Source organism: Vibrio ouci (genome assembly GCF_004551525.1).
Lineage (GTDB): Bacteria > Pseudomonadota > Gammaproteobacteria > Enterobacterales > Vibrionaceae > Vibrio > Vibrio ouci.
The window spans coordinates 97,697-123,485 of record NZ_SATR01000006.1; the positions used below are offsets into that span (position 1 = coordinate 97,697).

Here is a 25,789-nt window from a genome sequence, read left to right on the forward strand (position 1 = left end):
CCAAATTCATTCGCAATTAGAGTAAGTTACTTGAAAATTGGCTTCAAAACAATCACTGATGACTATTGGTGAACGCTAATATATTGGTTCCGGCCAGCCTGTTTCGCTTGGTAGAGCTGCTTATCGACAAGCTCATAAATTTGTTCAATGCTCTCTTTGCCACTTGGGATAGTTGTGAATACACCTTGTGACACTGTCACCATATCAGCCACTTCGCTGTACTCGTGAGGGATATTCGCTTCAGTTAACGCAGACTGTATACGCGAAGCATCTTTGATCGCTTTTTCCTGATCGGTATAGCCGAGAATAATCACAAATTCTTCGCCGCCGTATCGGCCAACGACTTCACCACTTCGCACAAATAAATTGGTTAAGAGCTCAGCTAATAAAATTAAGCACTTGTCCCCTTCAATGTGGCCATAATTGTCGTTAAACAGCTTAAATTTATCCACATCGAGGAGTATCACACTGAGTGGCAATTCATGACGCCCGTGAAGCAGAATCATCTCTTGTAACTTTTGATCGACAAATCGGCGGTTTTTAACCTTAGTTAAGCCGTCCTCTTGTGCGAGTTGTTCAAGCTCTTGGTTGGCTTTGGCCAGTGCTGCTGACTTTTGCTTAAGCTCTCGACGCATGAAAGCAATTCTTTGCATCGCGATTAATTTGGAATTAAGTACAATCTTGTTGACGGGTTTTATTAAGTAATCATCGCCCCCTGCTTCGATTGCATTAGCGATCATCGAAGGTTCATCGTGACTACTTAAGAAAATAATCGGCACCCACTCTGGGTATTGCTTACGAATTTGCGTAGAAACTTCAAAACCATTCATATCTGGCATTGAGACATCGAGTAGTATTAACTCAGGCTCAAAATCACGATAGAGCTCAAGCGCCCGACGGCCAGAATCGGCCATTTCAACGGTGTGCCCAAGCTGCTTTAATCGAATTGCCAGTTGAATACGTTCCATTTGAACATCATCAACCAGGAGTATCTTCATAGAAGAACCGCGTACATCCACTCTAATTGCTCCAAGGTTTGATAAAAAGAGTTACAAATAAGAAATAGGCATTTGATTAAAACTAATAAGAAATCACGTGCTTAGACTAAAAATACTACACAATTACATAATCCTCCATCCAAGGTTGACATTTGGCGCCAATTTTTTACGATAACGCCGTCATATACACATACAAGAGAAGATAAACATGTCTGACGTTAATCAATCAGAACAACCGAAAGTAGATTTGGCAGAAGTTTCTGCAGAACTGCGTCAAGTTATTGAGTTTGACGGAGTACCAGAAGCAATGCACTACATGGTGACGTCAATCCATGATGTTTCCGAAGAAGCTGTTCGTGAAGCTTGGAACGAGCTACCAAATAGCGCTCAAAACGTTCTAGACAACTTCGAACAATTTCACGCACTTATCTCAGTAAGCCAAGCTTTTGCAGGCTTAAATGTGATGGAAGAGTTCCCAACACTGAATCTTCCACAAGACATGACTGAAGAGCAAAAAGAAGAGTACCGCGCTCAGCTGCTTGACCAAGTTTTACATAACTGTGTTAAAGACATGGTGAAACAAATTAAAAAAGCACGACGCGACCCAATTCTTAAGCGTGACTTCACGGACGTATTTGCTAAGTAATCTGATGCAAATAAAGAAAACGCCGCTATATGCGGCGTTTTTTAATGGGATAACACAATATCTTTCTGGGTGACACTCACCCCTTTGATCTGAACATAAACGCTCATACCCGGTGTGAGTTGCAATTCATCTTTCGCCCAAGCTGTCACTGTGGCATTCAAATGACAGCTGTCAGCCAGTTCTATTTGTACTGAAACGCTCTGTCTTTCATGGCCATGAGATTGAGTCTCTATTTGGCTAATCGTACCCTTAAGAATGTTTCGTATAGACGTCTGCTTTGGCTCTTCTAACATCAATGATACGTCGTTGGCCCTAACTTGTAGTCGCACTGAGGAATCAATATCACCATCAATTTTTTGTACCCAAAGCGTAATGTTTTTGGCTAACTCTATTTGAGATAGAGCATACTCTTCGTTATGACGAATCAGTTTGCCTTCAAACAGCGTACTTTGCTCAGAAAAAGATTGCCAAGGGCGCATAGCTTTCGATGCCCATACTTGCTCTATAGGCCCTGCTATCGCCACTTTACCTTTTTCAATGATAACTAAATGGTCAGCCAGTCTTAGAACCTCATTTAAGCTATGAGACACATAAACAATGGGGATTTCGACCTGCAGCGCCAGTTGTTCAAGAAATGGCATCACTTCTCTCTTACGCGGCAAGTCCAAAGAAGCTAACGGTTCATCCATTAAAAGAATGTCGGGCTTAGACAGTAGCGCTCGGCCAATGGCAACGCGTTGCTTTTCCCCGCCAGATAACTGATTTGGATAGCGTTCAAGGAGTGGCTTTAAGGCCAATAAGTCGGTAATTTGCTCGAAATGCTGCTCATCGTGAACTTTCACCCCGTAGGTCAAATTGCGTTTAACCTTGTAATGAGGAAATAACCGTGCATCTTGAAATACGTATCCGACGTTACGCTTAAACGTTGGGATATCGACCTTTCGCTCAGAATCATAAAGCGTGGCGTTGTTTATTTGGATCAGGCCAGAACTCGGTTTGCTTAATCCGGCGATGACGTTGATTAACGACGTTTTGCCTGCTCCTGAGCGACCAAATACGGCAGTGATTCCTTTCTCTGGAAGTTGAAGGTCAATATCAAAATCAAGCTCACCGAGGCGCTGTTGATATTGAATGGTTAAGTGACTCATTTAGCTCCTCCTAAACGACGAGCCGTAACACGACTCAATTGTTCGGAAGCAATCAAAGAAGCTAAAGCGATCACGATCGAGATAATACAAAGGCGCATCGCTTCTGCTTCAGAGCCCGGTGTTTCAATAAAGTTGTACATTGCGAGTGGAATTGTCTGAGTCTCACCAGGGATGTTAGAGACAAAGCTAATAGTTGCACCAAATTCGCCTAGACTACGGGCAAAAGCCAGCATGGTACCAGTGATAATTCCCGGCACAGTCAATGGTAACGTAATCGTGAAAAAGATCTTAATGGGAGATGCGCCAAGGGTCGCCGCGGCTTGCTCTAACTTTGTATCAACCGACTCTAAGCTCAAGCGAATTGAGCGCACCATTAACGGCAATGCCACCACAATGCAGGCTAATACCGCTCCTTTCCAACTGAATGAGAATACAACCCCGAAGTATTGGTAAAGCCATTCACCAAGAAACCCTTGGCGTCCCATTGAAATAAGTAACAAATAGCCGACAACGACAGGAGGAAGCACGAGAGGCAAATGAATCAAGCTATCGATGAAGCTTTTTCCGTAAAACTCCTTACGAGCCAACAGCCAAGCTAATCCTACTCCTAAGGGGATAAGCCAAACAATCGCATAAAAGGCTACCTTTAAGCTAAGTATCACTGCTTGATATTCGTACTCGGTCAATATTTCCATTGGTTATTGCGTACCTTGATTAAATCCGTACTTTTTCAGTATCTCTTGCCCCGCTTTGGAATGAACAAATTGGGTAAAGTCCACCGTTGTTGGTTCACTGTTCATCATGGCCATTGGGTAAATAATGGCGTCATGGCTTGTTTCAGGAAGGCTAGCGACAACTTGGACATTGGAACTGGATAAGGCATCTGTCTGGTAAACGATACCAAGTGGCGTTTCTTTACGCTCAACTAGCGTTAATGCAATCCTAACGTTCTTTGTTGGGGCTAACTGATGCTTAAGCTGTGACCAAACATTCAGTGACTCTAGTGATTGCTTTGCATAAATACCGGCTGGAACCGCATTAGTCTGTCCAATTGCCAAACGTTGGCCGTTTAATGCCGATGACCAAGAATTCTCGCTAGTAACATCAAGCTCTAGTGCTTCGGGTGCGATAACAACAAGCTCATTGGTTGCTATGTTAGTGACGTTGTCACCTGAGATGAGGTCTTTGTCGACCAAGTAATTCATCCATTTCGTATTTGCAGCGATAAACACATCAACCGGCGCACCTTGCTCTACCTGTCTAGCTAACGAAGAGGTACCACCATATACAGTGGTCACTTTTACCTTGTTACTGCTTTCATAAACATCGACCAATTCATTAACAGCATTTGTCATCGATGACGCTGCATAAATTCGAAGTTGCTCTTGCGCAGATAATGATGCGCAAAATAGCAGCGCTGCCGTACCAATAATATGGCGAAATTTGGTTATTTTCATTTAGTCTTTTAACTGTGGCCAAAGAACATCGAGTTTGAGATGGCTTTCAATTGCATCTGCTATGCGGTCAATGGCTTGTTGTTGATTGGTTTGATGATCAATCTGAGCGATGTTATCAGCGCCTGCCCAGCGGCAAATATCATTAACCGCAGCGGGAACGTCGAAGATACCATGTAAGTAGGTACCAAACACTTGATTGCAGTCACTAATTGCCCCGTCCGCTTGTCCAGACTGCAAATAAACAGGCGCCTTTGATTTCACCTCGGTGATACCTGCATGGATTTCATAGCCGCGAACCGGGATATCTGAGCCATTTAGATTAAGTTGACCTGTGACAGTAGTCAGTGTTTTATTAGGTTTGAGTTCGGTTTCCGCTTCCAAATAGCCAAGTCCGGTCGTTGAGCCGGCGTCGCCTTCAATTCCCTGTGGATCATGAATCGCCTGCCCCAACATTTGATATCCACCACAGATGCCCATAACTTTACCGCCGTAGCGCAAGTGACGCTGAATATCTTGATCCCATTGTTGACTGCGAAGATAGTCCAAATCGCTTCGGACCGCTTTAGAACCCGGGAGTATGATTAAATCGACATTTTTGATGCGTTCACCATTACCGACATACTGCAAATCGATATCTGGATTAACTCGCAGTGAATCAAAATCAGTGTGATTACTGATTCTTGGAAATACAGGAACCGCAACCCTTAGCTTGGTCTCTTCGCCGTTAAGCTGCTCCGCGTTAATCGCATCCTCAGCTTCGAGATCAAAACCATGAAGGTATGGTAGGACGCCAATAACAGGCTTGCCTGTTTTTTCTTCTAGCCAATCGAGTCCCGGTTGTAAAAGTGATATATCGCCCCTAAAACGATTTATAACGAAGCCTTTCACGCGCTGTTGCTCACTTTCCGATAGAAGTGCTAAGGTACCGTACAGATGGGCAAATACGCCGCCTCGGTCGATATCTGCCACGATTATCACGGGAACATCAGCCTCTTCAGCAAATCCCATGTTGGCGATATCATTTTCGCGCAGGTTTATTTCTGCTGGGCTCCCTGCTCCTTCAATCAATACCGTGTCATATTGCTGCTGTAAGATCGAAAAAGATTCCATAACGACAGGAAGAGCGACTTTCTTATACGATTGGTAGCCAATAGCATCTACGGTTGTAGTCGCCTTTCCTTGAAAGATTACTTGCGCGCCCATGTCTGTATGGGGTTTAAGCAACACTGGATTCATGTGAACACTTGACTCAATGTCGCACGCTAGAGCTTGAACGGCTTGAGCTCGGCCTATTTCACCACCATCCGCCGTGACTGCACTATTGAGCGCCATATTTTGTGGTTTAAAGGGGGCGACATTTACCCCCTTTCGCGCTAACACACGGCATAATCCTGCCACTAACACACTTTTTCCAGCATCAGAAGTAGTGCCCTGCACCATTAATGCTTTTAACGTCGACTGCATTCCGTTTCAAACTCAATAAACATTTGTTCTGCTTGCCATAATAGCGGCTTTTATAGCAATGACTCAACAAGATGAATCGAATATGAACCTTGTGCTCAGTATCGATTCAACTTCACTCTGTTTTAATAGCTCCATCGAAACAAACACTACCGAATAAAACAGAGGGAACCTCAATGAAAAAAGTAATTTTAGCGACTGCTGCAACCATCATCCTAGCTCCAACATTGGCGATGGCAAAAGACGACGACAGAAACCATCAATCAGCGATCCAATATACGGGGCCTGTTGAAGTGGTAACAGTAGATTCATTACTTAAAGATACAAGCATGTTTACTGAGAAGAACGTCGTGGTTGAAGGTGTACTTGTGCGTCAATTAAAAGGCGATACGTTTATCTTTTCCGACGGTAAAGGCGAGATTCAAGTTGAACTAGACGACGATATTCACATGACTCAACCTATTGATCATACGACTAACGTACGTCTATTTGGTGAATACGAAGGCGGAAACACACCGGAAATTGAAGTAGATCGTATCCAAGTATTATAAATCGCCTGAATTAGTCTTTCGATTAAGTTATTATTGGCTTGCTTATTGCAAGCCATTTTTATAACTACATTTTAATGTTAGTCGGAGACTACTTTTGAAAAAAATTATCTTGGCCAGTGCCTTAGCGATCGCAGGCATCAGCGGAAATGTTCAAGCAAACAATTTTAACTACAACTACCTTGAAGTGCGTACCGCCATTGGTCCAGAAATGACTGGGGTAGAATTTAGTACACTCTTTACCGATAACTCCCACTTCATCGTACGTGTAGACAGCCAGTTTGACAGCGATTACGACTTAGCGGGCGGTATTGGTTTTAATGGCCCAGTAAACCAATTTGTAGACGTATATGGTCAGCTACTTATCCACCAAGTGAAGCTTACGGAAGAAGCCGGTGGAGACAGCAATACTCAAGCAGAATTCAACATTGGTTTAAGAGCTTGGCTGACGAATCAAGTAGAAGCTACGGGGCGACTTGGTCGTAACGACGACTCTTCTGTTTTCCACGCAGGTGTTCGATTCCATTCGACAGAGCAACTATCGCTTTCTGCAGAAACTCGTAACAACGGTTTATACGGCCCTCAAGTTACTATGTCAGTTCGTTTCCAATACTAAACCATTTCGGCTGCTCATAGTCGAGTAGCCCCCTTATCGAAAGATTGGACACGTTCGCATATATTGGGAGGACAAGTTTTGCCGATATATGACCGCGATACATAAGCCATATAGCTTACCTAAATAGAATAAGGCCCTGACTAGCATTAGTCAGGGCCTTATTGTTATTAGGTTGAATTAACGAACGACGATTTTTCGTGGGATAAGCTCAACGCCCGTTTGGTATCGTTTCGACGCCGCATTGAGCGCGAGCGCCATTGCACTGTCGGCGATAAGCTCAAACTGCTGAGGCAATGAGTTGATTTTCATCGGCAGAAAATCTAGCAGGCGATTATCACCGAACGTGGCAATTTTTATTTTTCCAGCCAGCTCAGGGCGTTCCAGAAGCACATCAAGCACCCCTTCTAGTAGCGTGTAAGAGGTGGTGACAATAGCATCAGGAACGGTATCATTTGCCACCCATTGATCGAGTACGCGCTTGCCTTCACTGCGGTTAAAGTGATCGCCATAGCCGATTATTGACGTAATTGCGCGGTTCTTTGCAGCAGAAGCGAAGCCAAGTTCACGCTCCTTTGAGATGTTTAGCTCTGGCAATGCACCAATAAGTCCAATTGATGTGACATTGTCACTTATAACGGATGAAGTCAGTTCAAATGCACCACCAAAATCTTCACTGATAACGCAGCAAAAGTGCTCATCATCTAAAGGACGGTCGAGAGCAATCACTGGAGTACCACTATTTTGAAGGTTTACGTAATAGTCGCTTGCCTCTGGGATCACGCTTGCTACGAATAAAGCATCCACTTTGCGACTGACCAATGCACGCACCACATTTTTCTCCGTTTCCGGATCATCATCAGAACAGGCAATCAATATTTGATAACCGGCTGAACGTGAGTTTTGCTCTAGTAGTTTGGCTAAGCGTGCGTAACTGGTGTTTTCTAAATCGGGAATGATTAGCCCAAAGGAACGGCTATGCCCTGCTCTCAGTGTGCTTGCGGCAAGATCCGGACGGTAATTGTGCTCTTCTACTACGGCCATTACCTTGCGCTGAGTCTTTTCACTTATACGGTATTTTTGCGCTTTACCATTAATCACGTAACTCGCTGTAGTTTTTGAAACCCCCGCTAATTGGGCTATTTCATCGAGTGTCATATCACAAACCTCTTTATTGTGCGCTGGATCATAATCCGCCACTTACGATCTTTGACGAAGTTGAATTATAAGCTGAAACGATTCAGTATAAAAGCTGAAAGGATTCAGCAAGACTAATAGAGTGACAAGAATCACCTATTTGTTTCTTCTTTCCGCCCGACAGGAACCCTGTTGTTTAGGTGATTGCTGAATCCTTAATTTATTTCCTTTTTGCTGAATCGATTCAGTTATGTTCAGTAAATGAGTTCGAAGCTGATTACTGACCGTGTAATTAGTATGTTTTTACAAAGCTGGAGAAGCCACCATGCTTAAGTTGTCCACTAGCGATATTACGCTTGCACAAGCTGCAAATGACAAATACGACGCAATTCGTAACGTTGCGCGTAGCCTTACCACTAACGAACTGGTCGATGAAGGCTATGTAGAAGGAATGCTGAATCGCGAAAAGCAAAACTCGACTTTTTTAGGCAACGGCATTGCCATTCCTCACGGGACAATTGAAACGAGACCTTTAGTTAAACAAACGGGTGTGGCAGTTCATCACTACCCTAATGGTGTTGACTGGGGTAACGGTAATATCGTTTACGTTGCAATCGGTATTGCGGCTAAGTCAGACGAGCACCTAGGTATTTTGAAACAATTGACCAAAGTTTTGTCTGCGGACGGTGTAGAACAAGCGCTTAAAACAGCTAAGTATGAGAATGAAATCGCCGCCCTACTACTTGGTGAAACGCAACTTGAAGCCGAACTTGATGCTTCGCTTGTTCAACTCAACTTTCCAGCAAGCGATATGGTTCAAATGAGCGCAGTAGCATCTGGATTACTAAAAAACACAGGCTGTGCTGGTAGCGCTTTTGTCGCTGATATCGTCGCTAAAACACCGACTCATCTAGGCAAAGGGTTATGGCTAGTAGGCAGTGACAAAGATGTAACTCGTACAGGCGTTTCATTTGTCTCTACCGCTAATGATTGTTCACTACAAGACACACCTGTTCGTGCTTTGATTGCATTTGCTGCGTGTAATAGCTCGCACAGTTCAATTCTGCAAAACCTGTCATCAATCGTTTTTGAGAACAAACAAGAAACTCTAATTAACGCATCAACAGAGCAAGTTATTGCTCTGTTAAACGGTGAAACAGTAAGCTCGACAACCAAAGAAAATGACGAAAAGACTGCGGTATTTACGATTAAGAACGCTCATGGTTTACACGCTAGACCAGGCGCAATGCTGGTAGCAGAAGCGAAGAAATTCGAATCCAATATCCGTGTTGCCAACCTAGATGGTGATGGCAAAGAAGTGAACGCAAAAAGCTTGATGAAAGTAATCGCATTGGGTGTCAAACATGGGCATCAACTTCAGTTCAGTGCTGATGGCGAAGATGCTGCAATGGCACTTGAGTCGATCGGTGTTGCCATCGCATCTGGCTTAGGCGAAAGCTAAGGGTATCTCATGACTAAAACAAATAAAGTTGTGACAGTAACACTCAATCCGGCACTCGATTTAACAGGCTCTATCGAGATGTTACGCGCTGGTGCAGTTAATTTGGTTTCTTCGAGTAATCTCCACGCAGCGGGTAAAGGCGTCAATGTTGCAAAGGTACTCAGTGAGTTAGGTGCAAATGTTACGGTCACTGGCTTTTTGGGAAAAGAAAACCCAGAGCTATTCCATCAGTTATTTGCCCAGATTGGTGTAACGGACCGTTTTGTCGAAGTTGCAGGTGCGACGCGCATCAATGTCAAACTGGTCGAGAAGAATGAACAAGTAACGGATATCAACTTCCCTGGCGTGACCGTGTCACAGAATGATATTGCACGCTTTGAAGAGACTTTGTACGCACTGGCTGAAGATCATGAGTTTTTTGTCTTTGCAGGTAGCCTTCCGGGGGGCGTATCTCCTGAGCTGTGTGCGTCTTGGATTTCCGAGTTACGTAAACGCGGCAAGAAAGTGCTGTTTGATAGTAGCAAAGCTGCGCTGCGTGCGGGCATCGATGCACAGCCATGGCTAATTAAACCCAATGACGAAGAACTTAGTGACTTCATCGGCACCAAACTTTCAACGGCAGACGAGTGTAAATCAGCAGCGCAAAGCTTAAGCAGCAAAGGTATCGATAACATCGTCGTATCGATGGGTAAAGATGGCGTCATGTGGCTTCATGAAGGCGAATGGATTTCAGCTCAGCCACCGAAAATGAAAGTCGTGAGTACTGTTGGTGCGGGAGACACATTAGTTGCAGGGCTTTGCTGGGGCCACATGCAAGCGTTACCAAAAGAATCATTAATTCGCTTCGCCACTGCACTATCAGCGCTTGCTGTTAGTCAAGTTGGCGTGGGCTTAACCAGCCAACAAGAGCTGGATGAGATCAAGAGCAAGACACAAGTTCAAGCACTTGACTTAGCAACAACTCATATCGAGAACTAAGGAACAAAGGTTACCATTATGAAATTAGCAATCATTACTGCGTGCCCTAGTGGCGTAGCCAATAGCATCTTAGCTGCAGGTCTATTAGAACAAGCGGCTAAATCACTAAGCTGGGACGCGAAAATTGAGTGTCAATCATCAGTCATGGACTCTGCAGTCCTTAGTGCTGAAGAGATCGACCAAGCCGATGTTGTTATTATTGCGGCAGACAAAACGATCGATACTAGTCGTTTCGTCGGTAAAAAAGTGTATGCGGCTTCAATAGAAAAAGTAGCGGCTGATTCAAAGGCCTTTTTACAACACGCAGTTGAACATGCCAACCTGCTACAAAAATCAGAAGTGCAAATTGAGTCGACTCAAGCTCAAGGCACTAGCGAACAGAAGAAAATTGTCGCGATTACCGCCTGCCCTACAGGGGTAGCACACACGTTCATGGCTGCAGAAGCACTTGAAGAAGAAGGCAAGAAACGCGGTCATCAAATTAAAGTTGAAACCCGCGGTTCAGTTGGCGCTAAAAACCAGCTGACTGACCAAGAAATCGCTGATGCAGATCTTGTGATCATTGCAGCAGATATTGAAGTGCCCCTTGACCGCTTTGATGGAAAGCTAATGTATCGCACCAAAACGGGTCCGGCACTTAAAAAAACATCTGAAGAGATGGACAATGCTTTCTCTAAAGCTACTGAATATAAACACAGTGGCGCAACAGCTTCAAATAACACGGATGAAAAGAAAGGTGCGTATAAACATCTAATGACCGGTGTTTCTCACATGCTACCCGTCGTAGTTGCTGGCGGCCTGATCATCGCCCTCTCTTTCGTGTTCGGCATTGAAGCCTTTAAAGAAGAAGGCACATTAGCGGCAGCGCTCATGACGATTGGTGGTGGTTCTGCGTTCGCACTGATGATTCCGGTTCTTGCTGGTTACATTGCATTCTCAATTGCTGACCGCCCGGGTCTTGCTCCTGGCTTAGTCGGCGGTATGCTTGCAAGTTCTACTGGTGCAGGTTTCTTAGGTGGTATCGCAGCAGGCTTTATTGCGGGTTATGCCGCGAAGTTCCTAGCGGATAAAGTGTCGCTACCGCAATCAATGGAAGCGCTGAAACCAATCCTGATCATTCCTTTTGTTGCCACGCTATTCACTGGTTTAGTGATGATCTATATTGTTGGTGGCCCTGTATCTGGCGTAATGAACGCATTGACAGACTTCTTAAACAACATGGGTTCTGACAGCGCTGTTCTTTTAGGTCTATTGCTTGGCGCAATGATGTGTTTTGACTTAGGTGGCCCTGTAAACAAAGCGGCATACGCGTTTGGTGTTGGCCTATTGGCATCGCAAACTTACGCACCGATGGCTGCAATCATGGCTGCGGGTATGGTTCCTGCCCTTGGTATGGGTCTAGCGACATTCATTGCAAAGAGCAAGTTTGAGAAAAGTGAGCAAGAAGCAGGTAAAGCATCATTTGTTCTAGGCCTATGCTTCATCTCTGAAGGTGCTATCCCATTCGCAGCTAAAGATCCTATGCGCGTAATTCCTGCATGTATGGCGGGCGGCGCGTTAACAGGTGCACTGTCTATGTTGTTTGGCGCAAAACTTATGGCACCTCACGGCGGCTTGTTTGTATTGCTAATTCCAAATGCAATTACCCCTGTCTTCATGTATCTAGTTGCTATTGCAGCCGGCACGGCGGTAACAGGCTTCAGCTACGCATTCCTTAAAAGTAAGGCAAAAACGAATGAAGTGGCTGCATCAGCACTGTAATTCATAACCCCCAAGATAAAAGCACCTACTGCAGGTGCTTTTTTTATCCGTTTACACACATAGCAACAGATTGCTATGTGTACATAGGAGATGACATACTCAATAGCTATATACTCAACAAGGCTCACAGTAAATGGTATAAAATACCTGTATAGTCGTCGGCTACTGATTAATTTGAAGTTTACATCGATATAATGCGCCAACGCAGTTCCAAATTTGTTCTTCAATCTATCGCCGTATTTAGCGTATTGGCGTTCGTGCCCTTTTTATACTTTTTCAATCAACTCTCCTTAATTGAACTTAAAACCGAATCCAATATTGAGCAGCAGAGCCGCAATAAACTCGAGTATTCAAAGGTTGAGTTACAGTCTTCGTTAGACAAAATGTCTGCGTCATTACGCTACCTTTCTCACAACAACATACTGTTGCAAGCTGTGACCAACCCATCAGAAGACAATTTGGAAGCCCTGCAGGATTTCTGGGTACTTATTGCACGCACTCAAGGGTATTACTCGCAACTTAGGTTCATTGATATCGATGGTAATGAGGTTGTTCGTATTAATAGTGGTAACAACTTCATCGAGCTTGTTGAAGCAGAGCATTTACAAAATAAGAGTGATAGAGACTATTTTGAGTACGCTAGAAACTTAGGAGACCGCGAGGTCGGTACGTTTGGCATCGATTTAGAACAAGAAAATGGTGATCTGGTCTACCCGTTAACACCTACCTATCGAGTCATCTACCCTATTTCATTTGATGGTGAACGCTTGGGCTATTTTGTTGCCAATTTAGATATCGTCAGAATATACAACAAACTTGCTTATAAGAATCGCGCTGTCAATTTACCGAAAATAGCCACTCAAGAAGGCTATTACTTAATGACGCCAAAAGGCAGCGACATTATGGGGCATTTGGTCTACGAAAATCAGGAAATGAACATAGCCAAGCAATACCCAGCGCTTTGGACTAGCATTCAACAAAGTGACTCAGGAACAGTAAAAGATCAGGACGGTTGGCTTTCTTACACTAAAACTCAGATAGATAACGTTGATAAAATCAGCAATATGATTCTTTTTCTCAAAACAGATTTTTCTGAAGCAAATGCGTTCACGCAAGATGAAAAAAAGGTGCTATATCAGCAAGCAACTTTTATTCTGATCATATTATTCCTACTAACCTTTACCTTCGTTACATGGAACTATAACCACGAGAAAAACAGTCTAGACAGTAAAATTGCTCGTGCTGCGATGAACGGCATGTCGGCAATGATCATTACCGATAGGAATAATCGAATTATCCAAGTTAATGAAGAATTTACTCGCGTCAGTGGTTTCGAATTAGCAGACGTCAAAGGACATAAGCCTTCACTATTTTCATCCGGTAAGCACTCACAAGAGTTCTACTTAAAGATGTGGAAGCAGCTAGAAAATACCGGTCTATGGGAAGGTGAAGTCATCAATAAACGCAGAGATGGCTCACTTATCACTCAGATACTACGTATCCAAACAGTAAAACACAATAGCGATACGATTCAGTTTTATGTTGCGTCATTCGTTGATATTTCTCACCGTAAAGAGCTCGAAAATCGCCTACGCGCTTTAAGTGAAAAAGATTCCATGACGTCACTTTGGAATCGTCGCAAATTCGATTCCGAAATGCAGGCCCACTCAGCTCGAGCTAAACGCTATAAAAACCACGCAGTTTCAGTGCTGGCACTAATAGACATTGACCACTTTAAACGAGTCAATGATCGATATGGTCACGACAAGGGAGACGCCGTTATTAGGCAAGTCGCGAAGTCTCTAGAGAAGCAGTTAAGAGAGACCGATCTTGTAGCTCGAATCGGTGGCGAAGAGTTTGCACTTATTCTGCCTCATACCGATCTTAGAGAAGCCGAAATGGTCTTAAACCGAATTCGCGTAGCGGTTAATATCGAAAGCGACTTAAACATCACTGTCAGTGCCGGGCTTACCGAAATTTGTTCGCACCAAGATGAAACCTATAAACGCGCTGATATTGCACTCTATGAATCAAAATCTTTAGGACGCGATAAAGTCTCTATCCTGTCGATGACTGAAAATGACTCAATTGCTTAAGCGTCATCAGAATAAATAGAAAAAGGCCTTGGATATTCCCAAGGCCTTTTTATTAGTGTTTGACTATCATTTTAACTACTGTGGACAAGGAACTTCATCCCAGAACCAGTTTGATTGCGTCGGAGACTCCCAAGTGCCTGGGTTGTTCTTAGCAACGAAACATTTGCCGTTATAGCTGTATGTGTCACCGTTTGTTGCTTGAGTAACACCTGGTTCCCAGGCTGTAACGGTTCCAGAGCCTGTGTTTCCGCCAGTGTCTCCTCCGTTACCACCTGTACCACCGCCATTACCTGCTGATAAATCCGCTAAAGGTAAGTCTGGTTGTTCGAACTTAAATGCGTAATCTACTCCATTAATATTCACCGTGTAGTTAGCAGGACCAGAGATTGGTAGGTAATACACCATGTCTAACTCGTAAGTGCCACCAGCAGGTAGATCTTTCCAACTTGGTAAGCTGAACGCAACGCGGTGCATTGGCCCTTCTAGCCCACCAATGTTGTTTGCTTTTGTATGACCAGAAGCGATAACTTTGAGGCCACCACCTGACTGATCTTTTGCGTTGTCAGGGGCTGAAACAGGAATATCAAACTGGAATTCTGTACCACCTGGGATCGCTTGACCACTGTTGTTAGTGAACGTCACTTTCGGGTTAATTGGATAGTTTTGATCGCCAACTTTAAAACCGCCGATTGAAACGGAGATATCAACAGCTTCGGACGGGATTGCACCTGTCGCGATCTTATTGCCATAAGGGGTTGCAGACTTAAACTTATCGTAGATAGCTTTCGTCATGGTATTACCCATATGGTATTCACCAGTACCTGATTTACAAGACTGTTCGCTGACATCGACATTAGTGCGCTGACCATTAGCATCGAGTTCATAACAGTTATAGTCACCTGCTAGTTCCCAGAACATGATACCGCCAATCTCTTTGTCGATAACGTAATCCGCTTTGACGCTGACAGAGGCTTCATCTTCTGTCGATAGGAATACGCTCTTCTCTGCGTTCCATAGCCATGGCGCTACCGCCACACTGTCATAGTTACGCTGATACGTACCAACGAGTCGATCCGTCGGATCATTCACAGGATCTAGCTTATAGGCGTCGCTGTAGCTACCCCAAATACCATTTTCAAGGTTTTTCGCGTGCCACATTGGCCCTGAACCCGCGCCCATTTCGTTACCGTTAGGGTCTAGGTCATGCCACATATTGTCGATGCCCATAGCACCGTTACCACAGTTGTTCTTTTCGCCCTCACCTGTACCTTCTGCACACTGGGTTTGATCAGGAAGCGCTGCGCGGCCCCATAGACCATTTGTTCCGCCGGTGACACCTTGCCAACCGCGAGTATAGTAAGGAACACCTATGTTAATGCGCCCTGCTGGCATTGAACCGCGGAAGTAGTGATAAGCCCAATCGGTATTCAGGTAACCAATACCACCATACGCTGCAGTGCCGTATACGTTCCACTGTGCTAACTCTGAATCTTCACCTGTATCAAACAGAGCCGCATTGTGACCAACATGATCATTCCAAGCACCGTGCAAGTCGTAAGACATGATGTTTACGTAATCGAGATACTTAGTAACATCAAATGTCTCCATACCACGTAGCAAGTAACCTGATGACGGAGCCGCAATGGTTAGCATGTAGTGAATGCCATCTTGAGCTGAAGCTGCATCAAGTTTTTCACGAAGTACTTTCATTAACTCTTGGTATGATGCCCATAGATACGGACGACGTGGCTCCATAAACGCCTTATCATACGGATTACCAGCCCCTGCCATTGAGGTTGGGTATTCGTAGTCAATATCAAGACCATCGAATTTATAGGTACGCATCATCTCTACGGCAGATGCCGCAAATTTCTCGATACCCGCATGGTTAATAGAACCATCATCATTTGTGGTCATTGTGTAGAAACCACCATCGGCAACTCGGTTTCCATCAGCGCCAAAGTGACCACCGGTTTCAGCCCAACCACCGATAGAAATCAACGTCTTAACACCGTAGCGTTCTTTGTATGTTGCCAATGCACCAAAGTGTCCTTTGAAACCTAGGGTTGGGTCGATGTCTACACCAGCCCACTCTTTGCCTGTTGCAGCGTTATTTGGATCGTTAACGTCGCCTAGGTTGACCTTACCGTCCAAACCAATACCCACAAACGCATAGTTAATATGAGTTAGTTGCTCCCACGGAATGTCTTTCACCAAATAAGCCGCTTGAGGGTCATCCCCTGCACGCCAACTTGTGAAGTAACCAATCACGCGTCGAGGGTGATCCGCTCCCATCAATTCACGGCCTTCTTCGTCGTAAGTCGTACAGTAAGGAACGTCAACGCCTTGTGTTTGATAAAGACCATCCGGTCGACATGTAGCAACGGTTGGCGCGCTGTTTACTTGAAGAGAAGTTGAAGCAGAATTGGTTGACGCGCCTAAGTTATCGGTCGCCTCCGCGTAGACAGCTAGGTTACCTGATTGAGTTGTTGTGTAATCGAGCGTGTAAGGCGCAGTTGCGACAGTGCCAACTAGCGTACCCGCTACGTAGAAATCTACTTTCTCGACGCTTCCATCGCTGTCGTCAGCCATTGCGCTTAGAGTCACTACGCTTCCTAACTCCACTGAAGGTGCAGACAGAGTAAGGTCAACGGTTGGCGCAATGTTGTCTGGATTAAGCGACGTAACCGTAATATTTACATCACTCGAAACACTCTGCGCACCTTTATCGTCGTAAGCGACAGCCGTGATTTTATGGTTACCTTGGATTGCAGTCCAAACGGCAGCATATGGCGCAGATTTGCTCTGAGCGATGACAGCATCATTCAGTAAAAACTCAACTTTGGTGACAGTTCCATCAATGTCTGACGCATCTGCAGATAGAGGAACGACATCGCCTTCCGCAATTGTATCTGTCGCTGTAGGAGAAGTAATCGTGGCGCTAGGAAGTTCATTACCACCCGTCGCATCACAACTGCCAATCTCTTTCCATGGTCCCCATTCGCTTGCCGTCTGAGCAGGGTCATTGGCTTGAGTCCAGTGGTTTGCTTGATAAGCATTTCCTAGGTATTCAACCTGGTCTCCAGAATTGTAAACTGTCGTTGATTCCCAAGCACTTAACGTTGAACAGTCAACAGCCGCGTAGCTATTGAATGCCATCAAGCACGATGCGCTAAGGGTACTTAGCGTAAAGACTCTTTTTGCTGCATTCCTTTTTGATAGGTGCATATTGCGTTATCCTTAAGTTATTGTTTACACGTAATAAAAGTGGAATAAAGATCACTACGAACTTAAATTACTCAGTGAAATAACATTAGATAACAGCCGCAGAAACACACGTTTAAAATCGTTAGACTTCAAATTCACTCGCAAATCCAAGTGTCACTTTTGCAACAATGAGACGCTTATTTTGCATCAATAACTAATAACTGATTTATTTTACTTATAAAAAATAAGCCCCTTCACCGAATCGATGAAGGGGCTTGGTTAGAAGATTGACTAGATCTCCTATAGGGGTCTTCAGAGCTTTGCTCTTGTTTCCTCTAGTATTACTTATAGAATTTTCAAAAAACACTGCAAACTTGTAAAATCCAATTTCCTCTTTTAACAAGTTTTGTCGTTAATCATCAGCCGTTGCATTTATTTCAGTCGGCGTTTGATTAAAATGTCGCTTAAATTCGCGCGAAAACTGCGATGTACTGTTGTACCCAACACTTCTTGCCGCGACTCCTACCCGAACTCCCTCTAGTTGAATTAGCTCTCGCGCTTTGTTTAATCGTACTTTCTTCATGTATTGAATTGGCGACTCAAGGGTTACATCTCGAAAAGCTTGGTGAAATGCTGACACACTCATGTTTGCTTGTTGTGCCAAGTGCTGAACGGTCACCGTTTCATGGTAGTTGTTATGTAAAAACTCCAGTGCTTTTGCAACTCTCGCGTAATGACCATCATGTCGTGCTAGATCAAACAACACTTGCCCTTCTGAACTCATCAAGGCTCGATAGGCCAACTCTTCCATTAAGCTATCCGCCAAAATTTCCGCTTCTATCGGACAACATAGTGCTTTCATAATGCGCTTACAGACATCAAGCATTCCATCATCCATTTTGACAGCGCCTAAGCCTGCTCCTACACAGCGTTCGTCATGTGGCTTATAACAATGTAGTGATTCCAGTTTGTTGACAAGGCGATGAAGAACTTGCGGATCAATACTGATACTCAAACCTAGCAAAGGCTCGCCGTTGTCAGGAAACGACTCACATTCCAATGGCATTGGCACGCCGACTACTAAGTAGTCTTCAGAACCATACCGAACAGGCTTATCCCCTAGGTAGATATTCTTATGCCCTTGCCCAAGAACAATTACACCAGACTGATAAACAAACGGCTGGCGGTTGTTTCCCTTACTGCTTCGATAGAAGAATACACCTTCAATTTTGGTCTTTGAAATCCCTTCAAGGTTCTCTAGTTGGTTTAGCTCAACGTATTGCTGCATTAAATTAGCTAGCGACATTAGCACCCCGTAAATTGTAGTAATAGGCAATAATATTAGAGAAATTGGCCTTTTATGATTATAAAGTCAAGACTAATATGCACAATATAAACTCAGCATGCATTCACATAGAACTGAAAGGCACCCTATGAAATTTACCTATGTAAACCCTACTCAAATCCAATTCGGTCAGGGACAAATTCAGAGTATTAATTCGATTATTCCTCAAGGCAGCAAGGTTATCGTGATTTACGGCGGTGGCTCAATCAAACGAAATGGTGTTTATGACCAAGTTAGTGCAGCGCTTCAAGGCTACGATTGGGTAGAGTTTTCTGGCGTAGAGCCAAACCCAACTAAGGAAACGCTCGACAAAGCGGTTTCTATTGTGAAAGAAAAAGGTATCGACTTCATTCTGGCTGTCGGTGGCGGTTCAGTGATTGACGGTTCTAAATACGTTGCCGCGGCTTCTCATTATGATGGTGACGGTTGGGATATTATGATCGGTAAGCACCCTGTTTCGTCCGCAGTTCCGCTAGGTGCCATTCTGACGCTACCAGCAACAGGTTCAGAGTCGAATATGGGCGCTGTTATCACTAAAGCAGAGACTCACGACAAACTGCCTTTCATGACGCCGCACGTACAGCCAAAATTTGCCGTGATGGATCCTGATGTGATGAAAACGCTGCCTGAGCGTCAGCTTGTCAATGGTATCGTCGACGCATGGGTTCACGTCTGTGAGCAATACTTAACGAATGTTCACGGCGCTATGGTGCAAGATGGCTACGCTGAAGCATTGCTTAAAAACCTAAAGGAACTGGGCGAAGAGTTCGAAAATCGTGACAACGATGCATGGCGAGCAAACCTAATGTGGAATGCCAACCAAGCGCTTAACGGACTGATTGGTTCTGGCGTTCCTCACGACTGGGCAACACATATGATTGGTCATGAATTTACAGCCCTTTGGGGAGTTGATCATGCACGTTCACTTGCTATTGTTCAGCCTTCACTACTTCGTAATCAGTTCGCAGTGAAAAAAGCCAAGCTTGAGCAAATGGGCAAAAACGTATTTGGATTGTCAGAATCAGAGACTCTTGCTGAGCAGACGATCGATGCGATTGAAGCCTTCTACCAATCACTCGGGGTTACTACAGAGTTTAATGAATACCAAGGTAGTAAAAACGATGCAGTTGAAGCAGTAGTGTCACAGTTAGAGCAGCATGGAATGGTAGCATTAGGTGAGAATCAAGCGATTACCCTAGACCAAAGTCGCAATATTCTAGCAAGCGCTATTGCGTAACAGATCGCCAATCATTACTCTAAAAAAGCAGCACTTGCTGCTTTTTTTTTGAGAGAAGGTTTATGTGGATAGCGATTTGCCTGATATGTTTCGTTCATATCTGGAGCATTGATAGAAAAAATAGAACGATTTTCTATCTGACTAAAGCAACTCCTATCCTGATGATGGCTTATCTCGTGTTCTCTTTCGAAGGCCATACAAATCAAACTTACGCACTTCTAATTGGAGCGGGCTTATTGCTTTCGAGTATTGGTGACCTCTTCCTGATGCATCCAAAAGACAAGTTCATTCAGGGATTAAGCGCGTTCTTCCTCGCCCATATTGTCTACACAGCAGCATTTTTTAATGAGACCACTAGCTTTAACTACACAACTTTAAGTCTTTTGCTTGCGATTGGGGTCATCGTCTATTTGTTTCTTTTGCCTACACTCGGCGAGATGAAGGTCCCTGTTGCCGTTTACAGTATCGCTATTCTATTGATGGCGTGGGGAGCCATCGAACTGTGGTCAGCTTCTCCGTATATTAGCGCCGCCTATGGAGCGCTCGGGGCAATTGTTTTTATCGCTTCAGACTTAGTGCTCGCCATCGATAGGTTTCGTAGTAGTTCTGCCTTCTCAAGACACGTGATTATGATCACCTACTACACTGCCCAAGCATTACTTACTTTATCGGTGTTAAGTTAACACTGAGGCTCTTCTACATGGTAGCGATAGATAAGGTCGTCATAATAGTGTTCGCCTATTTTGTACGCATCTTTTTCACGCTCAGCTAAAGAAAATCCTGCCTTTTCAAGCACCTTACACGAAGCAATGTTGCCATCCGTAACAATCGCGTTGACGGTATCTATTGGGAAACTGTCAGTCATATAGTCAATGAGGCCGATCAAAGATTCAGTGCCGTAGCCTTTACCGTGAAACTCAGGAAGAAGCAGATAACCAACTTCCACATGGCGATCATTTTGTTCTGAAATACATAGGCCTGTGACACCAATCGCTTTTCCTGTCTGTTTTTCCCTTATCACTAAACATAACCAATGATTGCTCGGCCACGACCATACTGGTAAACGTGATTCAAAGCGTTCGCGAATAGCTGCGACAGACGGTTTATCAAAAGCATATCGAATGACTTCGTCATCCTGGTGTAAACGTTCGAATAGCGCCCAATCTACTTCTGAGATTTGGGACATGTTTAAATGACTAGTTTCAATTACGTACATTAAAGCTCTCTAATTTAATAGTTCTTTTAAGGCTTGTTTTGACTGCTGGACCAATTGGATTAACGCCTGTTTGTTGTTGGTATAACAAGTTAATGGTGCACTATCTTTCTCAATGAGTAGGCAAATATCAAACAGAGCATTGAGTCCCATACTTCCCGCAGAACCTTTGAGTTTATGAGCAAGTTGCTTGACGCCGTTATTATCTTGGGTGGCATCTAGGAGCTTAAGAATCTCATCCGCTCCTTGATTAAACAAGTGGCCAATGTCTCGCATTTTTTCTTTGCCCAGCACTTGCATGTCTGCAATAACGATTTTGCTGTCGATGATTACTCGTTGTTCCATCTCGCTGTCACCCCCACCTTCATAACATTCGGCTTGCTCAAGAATAAGCTCTTGCCCATCTAAGCTGTTTTGTACAATGACACACAGCGCGTCTTTATCGAGCGGTTTAGGTAAATATCCATCAAAACCTGCGGCAAGATAGCTTTGTACTTCTTCATTATATACATGGGCAGATACTGCGATCATAGGTGTTGGTGTTATATTGAGCTCAACCTCTACTTGTTTGAGTTCAGCGAGCAATTCAATACCATCACAATCTGGCAAGTTTATATCCATCAAGACTATGTCGAAGCGTTGATCGGTAAACACGTCCTTCGCTTGCTTGCCATCAATTGCTGTTTGGACAGTATGCCCCATACTTTCTAAGAACCCTTCTGCAACCATGCAATTGACCGGATTATCTTCGATGAGTAGAACTTTAGCTTTGAGTTTACATTCCGAGACGGTTTCAGACTCTTCAACTTCTTGACCTGCAGCTAACGGAATCGAGAACCAGAAACGACTCCCTTCACCAACGCTCGATTCAACCAGCAATTCGCCATCCATCGCTTCGACAATACGTTTACTGATTGCTAAACCCAGCCCAGTCCCTCCCTTAGAACTTAAGCCCCCGGAGGCTTGAGTAAAGGCATCAAACAGTGTGACTTGCTCTTGCTCACTGATACCGACACCACTGTCTGATACTTCAAACAAAACGTGGCCGTCACAATCAGGGTCGAGTGACACATAGATATCGACATAGCCCTGATCAGTAAACTTAATCGCATTACCAACTAAGTTATTGAGCACTTGGCTAATACGGGTGACATCACCATGCCAAAACTTTTCAACATCACTTTCAATAGTACAAGCGAGTTCTAGTGATTTCTCTTTTGCTCGCCCATCCAGCAGATGCTTAGTGTCATCGACCATAGAATATAGGTTAAAGTCGACAGGTCGTATCTCTAAGTGGCCAGCTTCGATTTTGGAGTAATCAAGCACGTCGTTTAGGATCGCCAGCAATGTTGTGCCACTGCGATTTATCACATCAACGTAATAGCCTTGCTTGCTGTCTAAACCTGCATCTTTTAGTAGTCTTGCTGTCCCGAGCACGCCATTCATTGGCGTACGTATTTCATGACTCATCGTGGCTAAGAATGCAGATTTCGCTCGGCTTGCTTGCTCCGCTAGAGTGCGCGCTCTTGCGTGGTTTTCCACCTCTTCATTAAGACGGACGTTAGCATCTTGTAATTGGTGAGTTCGTTCAGTCACTAGCTCTTCTAAGTGTTCTTTGTGTTCTTGTAACTCGCGCTTGGCTTTAGCCTCACTTTCCGCGACGACTTTTAACGCATGAGCGGTATTACGAGCAGTGATGATCGCTTGCCCCATATGTGCCAACTCATCATTCCCTTTAACCGTCACATCCACTTTCAGTTGACCTTTAGCGATAGACAATAGCGCCGATGAGTATTCAGCCAAACGTTTGAGCACCGAGACATAAACCACTTTCCAAACGATCAAAACAACGATCACCATGCCGAGCACGGTAATGATCGTCAGGGTTAGTTGCGCATAGTCTAAGGTGGTTTTTAGCTCTGATACGGCCACGGTTGTTGCTGCGTTCGATTCATCAACCAGTTTGTTTACCGTTGTATTCAGAGCCGAGAACTGATCGAGGGTGTTCTGCATTAACTGCTGTGCTAAAGCTTCGTTTTCATAACGCTGCAGCAAGACATCAAACACCACTTCTCGTTCATCAAGCTGCTTTAACAAGTCAACCATTTGAATTGAACGCGTCGGATCTTCTACTGCTTGTACGCGACGTTTCATTATCGATAGATTATTCACAAACTCCTGGCGAATCGTTTTAATACGGTTTATGTCTGAAATCGTGCGAGTTTCTTCAATATGATTGAGAAGCTTAAACGCCAACAGATGCAGCTCATGAAGACGTTCAGAAAGATCAAGGTCGACTTCAACCAAGGTATCGAGTGCTTTATACGCTTGCTGAGTCTTTTGCTTAGATAGTAAATCGTAGATGTGGGTGACGTTAGCAACAGCAATGGTCGAGGTATTGGAAACCTGGGTACGTGTCAGTTGTTCCAGTTCTTGTGCCAGCTTACGCAACTCTTCTGTACGTACGACCAACTCTTGATCTAGGAATAGACGCTTTTCAACTGTAATACCCAGCTTGGCAAGTGTATCAATGACAACCTGTAAATCAGTCTCTAACTTGGTCAGTAGTTCGGAATCAAAAGAGTCAGAACCAAGCTGTTTAATATGCGTCAGTAAAGACTCCAACTGAGCGAACAGCTCCTGCCCAGCTTGTTGACGCTCTTTTTCGGTCTTAGCATTAGATAGGACCTGTACGGAAGATATGATCCGAGAGGAAAGCACAGAGACCTGACGCGCCTCAATCATGGAAGGAATCGCTGAATTAACGACGTTACGCTCTGTTTTAGCCACAAAGCTAAAACCAAACACTCCGATAAGAGCGGAAATCAAAACCAGCAAGGCCATTGCCAAAAATGCAAACAATAACTTACGCCCAATACTGGCTTTAGCAAGTAACACGATGAATCTTCACTTCTTTAGTCATCTATAATGCGGTATATTTTGCAGTGTTTATAGGGCCTTTACCAACGAAATACTGCATGTCTTTGATCTCCGCTATTAAAAAGCGAGCTACAACCTTAAGCGCTGTGCTACTGATTGCTATTGCAAATCAGGCTCAGGCGCAAGAACCGCTACGAATCTGTGGAATCTACCCTCATTTAAAAGACTCATACTGGCTGTCGGTCAACTACGGCATGGTTGACGAAGCGAAGAAACAAAACGTCGATTTAAGAGTACTTGAAGCCGGTGGCTACCTTAATCTAGAAAAGCAGCGCCAGCATTTGTCGCTATGTGTTCGTTGGAACGCCGATGCGATTATTTTAGGCACAGTTGCTCCTGACCTATTTTATGACTCTCTACGCCAGTACGTTGGCAGCACTCCCGTTTTTGCTACGGTTAATAAGTTCTTAGTTGATGACAACAATAAAACCAACCTTAAAGGTGAAGTTGGCGTCGATTGGTACTGGATGGGTTACTACACTGGTGAGTATTTAAAATCTAAACACCCTAAAGGTTCAGGCATTGCAAACGTATCACTTTTGCCGGGCCCTAAATCGAGTGGTGGTACCAAGCCAGTTATCCAAGGTTTCTATGCGGCAATTCAAAACAGTGACATTCATATCACCGAAACCTTGTGGGCAGACAACGACAAGGAGTTACAGCGTAACCTAGTTCAGTCCGCTATCGATAACCCTGATGTTGATTATATCGTAGGTAGTGCGGTCGCTATTGAAGCGGCGATCAGTGAACTTCGTAGCGCTGGAAAAACTAACAAGATAGGCTTGGTTTCTACCTATCTAAGTCATGGCGTCTATCGTGGATTACTGCGCGATAGAGTTGAATTCGCTCCTACTGATAAAATGGTTTTACAAGGCCGATTGTCTATCCAACAAGCGGTTAGCTACCTGCGCGGTGAGCCGTATGAGAAAATAATGGCTCCAATCATTGAGCCGCTCACGCCACACAAATTGAATCCAAAGGTGATTGACCAATCGCTCTCTCCTTCGGAATATCGACCAACTTTTTACGTCTATAACGAAAACAAATAATTAGGAAGTCTAAATGGAAAAAACGACTCGTACTCTACCGGAAAACAAACACATTGCTTTAGTTGCACACGACAACTGTAAGCCAGAGTTACTTCGCTGGGTTAAAGAGAATAAAGAAAAACTACAAGGGCACTTCCTTTACGCGACAGGCACCACGGGCTCAATGCTGAGCAAAGAAACTGGATTAGCCATTAAAAGCATGATCAGCGGCCCAATGGGTGGCGACCAGCAACTTGGCGCTTTGATTTCTGAAGGTAAAATTGATGTACTGATTTTCTTCTGGGATCCTCTAAACGCGGTACCGCATGACCCTGATGTAAAAGCACTGCTACGTATTGCTAGTGTGTGGAACATTCCAGTGGCAACTAACCGTGCAACGGCTAAGTTCATTATCGAGTCAGAGCTGATTGAACAAAAAGTGGATATTGAAATCCCAGATTACGAAGCTTACTTAGCTAATCGTACTTAGGATACTCAGATTTAGAAAAGCCTG

The 25,789-nt window shown here is 44.3% G+C and carries 21 protein-coding genes; 11 read left to right on the plus strand and 10 right to left on the minus strand.

Annotated features, from left to right (window positions below):
* Window positions 1-62 precede the first annotated feature (62 nt).
* Window positions 63-998 carry a GGDEF domain-containing response regulator gene (locus tag ELS82_RS06245; RefSeq protein ID WP_370447450.1) on the minus strand — a complete coding sequence of 312 codons (936 nt, stop codon included), beginning with the start codon at window positions 996-998 and terminating at the stop codon, window positions 63-65.
* A gap of 208 nt (window positions 999-1,206) precedes the next feature.
* Here ELS82_RS06245 and ELS82_RS06250 point away from each other — a divergent pair, with 208 nt between their 5' ends.
* A complete protein-coding gene (locus ELS82_RS06250) occupies window positions 1,207-1,644 on the plus strand; it encodes a DUF3069 domain-containing protein (RefSeq protein WP_134834709.1) in 438 nt (145 codons plus the stop codon).
* A gap of 41 nt (window positions 1,645-1,685) precedes the next feature.
* On the opposite strand, the gene modC is transcribed toward ELS82_RS06250, so the two are convergent.
* From modC to ELS82_RS06270, 4 genes are read right to left on the minus strand one after another with little or no spacing between them, the layout of a single operon-like run.
* Entirely contained in the window at window positions 1,686-2,792 is a 1,107-nt protein-coding gene (gene modC / locus ELS82_RS06255) for a molybdenum ABC transporter ATP-binding protein ModC (RefSeq protein ID WP_134834710.1), read from the minus strand.
* The gene (gene modB / locus ELS82_RS06260; protein WP_134834711.1) at window positions 2,789-3,487 is read right to left on the minus strand and encodes a molybdate ABC transporter permease subunit; all 699 of its coding nucleotides are present in this window, start codon (window positions 3,485-3,487) and stop codon (window positions 2,789-2,791) included. Before modB ends, modC begins: the two co-directional genes overlap by 4 nt.
* A 3-nt stretch (window positions 3,488-3,490) precedes the next feature.
* Window positions 3,491-4,249, minus strand: coding sequence for a molybdate ABC transporter substrate-binding protein (modA, locus tag ELS82_RS06265; RefSeq protein ID WP_134834712.1), 759 nt, complete (start codon window positions 4,247-4,249; stop codon window positions 3,491-3,493).
* A complete protein-coding gene (locus tag ELS82_RS06270; protein WP_167489246.1) occupies window positions 4,250-5,713 on the minus strand; it encodes a cobyric acid synthase in 1,464 nt (487 codons plus the stop codon).
* 173 nt (window positions 5,714-5,886) lie between these two features.
* Between ELS82_RS06270 and ELS82_RS06275 the strand changes: the two genes are divergently transcribed.
* Together ELS82_RS06275 and ELS82_RS06280 are read left to right on the plus strand one after the other, a co-directional pair.
* Window positions 5,887-6,261, plus strand: coding sequence for a YgiW/YdeI family stress tolerance OB fold protein (locus tag ELS82_RS06275; protein ID WP_134834713.1), 375 nt, complete (start codon window positions 5,887-5,889; stop codon window positions 6,259-6,261).
* A 94-nt stretch (window positions 6,262-6,355) separates the two neighbouring features.
* The gene (locus tag ELS82_RS06280) at window positions 6,356-6,874 is read left to right on the plus strand and encodes a hypothetical protein (protein ID WP_134834714.1); all 519 of its coding nucleotides are present in this window, start codon (window positions 6,356-6,358) and stop codon (window positions 6,872-6,874) included.
* Window positions 6,875-7,051: 177 nt separating this feature from the next.
* Here the strand turns inward: ELS82_RS06280 and cra are convergent, their stop codons facing one another.
* Window positions 7,052-8,029, minus strand: a complete 978-nt coding sequence (gene cra / locus ELS82_RS06285; protein WP_134834715.1) for a catabolite repressor/activator — start codon at window positions 8,027-8,029, stop codon at window positions 7,052-7,054.
* Window positions 8,030-8,333: 304 nt separating this feature from the next.
* On the opposite strand from cra, the gene fruB reads away from it, so the two are divergent.
* The 4 genes from fruB (at window position 8,334) to ELS82_RS06305 (ending at window position 14,305) form a co-directional block, all read left to right on the plus strand.
* A complete protein-coding gene (gene fruB / locus ELS82_RS06290; protein ID WP_134834716.1) occupies window positions 8,334-9,470 on the plus strand; it encodes a fused PTS fructose transporter subunit IIA/HPr protein in 1,137 nt (378 codons plus the stop codon).
* 9 nt (window positions 9,471-9,479) lie between these two features.
* Window positions 9,480-10,448: a 1-phosphofructokinase gene (gene pfkB, locus ELS82_RS06295; RefSeq protein ID WP_134834717.1), complete on the plus strand. Its 969-nt coding sequence runs from the start codon at window positions 9,480-9,482 to the stop codon at window positions 10,446-10,448.
* 18 nt (window positions 10,449-10,466) lie between these two features.
* Window positions 10,467-12,209, plus strand: a complete 1,743-nt coding sequence (fruA, locus tag ELS82_RS06300; RefSeq protein ID WP_134834718.1) for a PTS fructose transporter subunit IIBC — start codon at window positions 10,467-10,469, stop codon at window positions 12,207-12,209.
* Between the two features lie 194 nt (window positions 12,210-12,403).
* Complete coding sequence (locus ELS82_RS06305) at window positions 12,404-14,305, plus strand: sensor domain-containing diguanylate cyclase (protein ID WP_134834719.1); 1,902 nt, start codon at window positions 12,404-12,406, stop codon at window positions 14,303-14,305.
* Window positions 14,306-14,380: 75 nt separating this feature from the next.
* On the opposite strand, the gene ELS82_RS06310 is transcribed toward ELS82_RS06305, so the two are convergent.
* Together ELS82_RS06310 and ELS82_RS06315 are read right to left on the minus strand one after the other, a co-directional pair.
* A complete protein-coding gene (locus ELS82_RS06310; RefSeq protein ID WP_134834720.1) occupies window positions 14,381-17,533 on the minus strand; it encodes a chitinase C-terminal domain-containing protein in 3,153 nt (1,050 codons plus the stop codon).
* A 391-nt stretch (window positions 17,534-17,924) separates the two neighbouring features.
* Window positions 17,925-18,818: an AraC family transcriptional regulator gene (locus tag ELS82_RS06315; protein WP_134834721.1), complete on the minus strand. Its 894-nt coding sequence runs from the start codon at window positions 18,816-18,818 to the stop codon at window positions 17,925-17,927.
* Window positions 18,819-18,945: 127 nt separating this feature from the next.
* Between ELS82_RS06315 and ELS82_RS06320 the strand changes: the two genes are divergently transcribed.
* Window positions 18,946-20,094, plus strand: a complete 1,149-nt coding sequence (locus ELS82_RS06320) for an iron-containing alcohol dehydrogenase (protein ID WP_134834722.1) — start codon at window positions 18,946-18,948, stop codon at window positions 20,092-20,094.
* Between the two features lie 62 nt (window positions 20,095-20,156).
* On the plus strand, window positions 20,157-20,777 hold the full coding sequence (locus ELS82_RS06325) for a lysoplasmalogenase (protein ID WP_134834723.1): 621 nt from the start codon (window positions 20,157-20,159) through the stop codon (window positions 20,775-20,777).
* Here ELS82_RS06325 and ELS82_RS06330 read toward each other — a convergent pair.
* The gene (locus ELS82_RS06330) at window positions 20,774-21,310 is read right to left on the minus strand and encodes a GNAT family N-acetyltransferase (RefSeq protein ID WP_134834724.1); all 537 of its coding nucleotides are present in this window, start codon (window positions 21,308-21,310) and stop codon (window positions 20,774-20,776) included. The genes ELS82_RS06325 and ELS82_RS06330 overlap by 4 nt on opposite strands.
* Before the next feature lie 9 nt (window positions 21,311-21,319).
* Window positions 21,320-24,205, minus strand: a complete 2,886-nt coding sequence (torS, locus tag ELS82_RS06335) for a TMAO reductase system sensor histidine kinase/response regulator TorS (protein WP_134834725.1) — start codon at window positions 24,203-24,205, stop codon at window positions 21,320-21,322.
* A gap of 80 nt (window positions 24,206-24,285) precedes the next feature.
* Between torS and torT the strand changes: the two genes are divergently transcribed.
* On the plus strand, window positions 24,286-25,296 hold the full coding sequence (torT, locus tag ELS82_RS06340; RefSeq protein WP_134834726.1) for a TMAO reductase system periplasmic protein TorT: 1,011 nt from the start codon (window positions 24,286-24,288) through the stop codon (window positions 25,294-25,296).
* 13 nt (window positions 25,297-25,309) lie between these two features.
* Window positions 25,310-25,765, plus strand: a complete 456-nt coding sequence (locus ELS82_RS06345) for a methylglyoxal synthase (protein WP_134834727.1) — start codon at window positions 25,310-25,312, stop codon at window positions 25,763-25,765.
* Window positions 25,766-25,789: the final 24 nt, after the last annotated feature.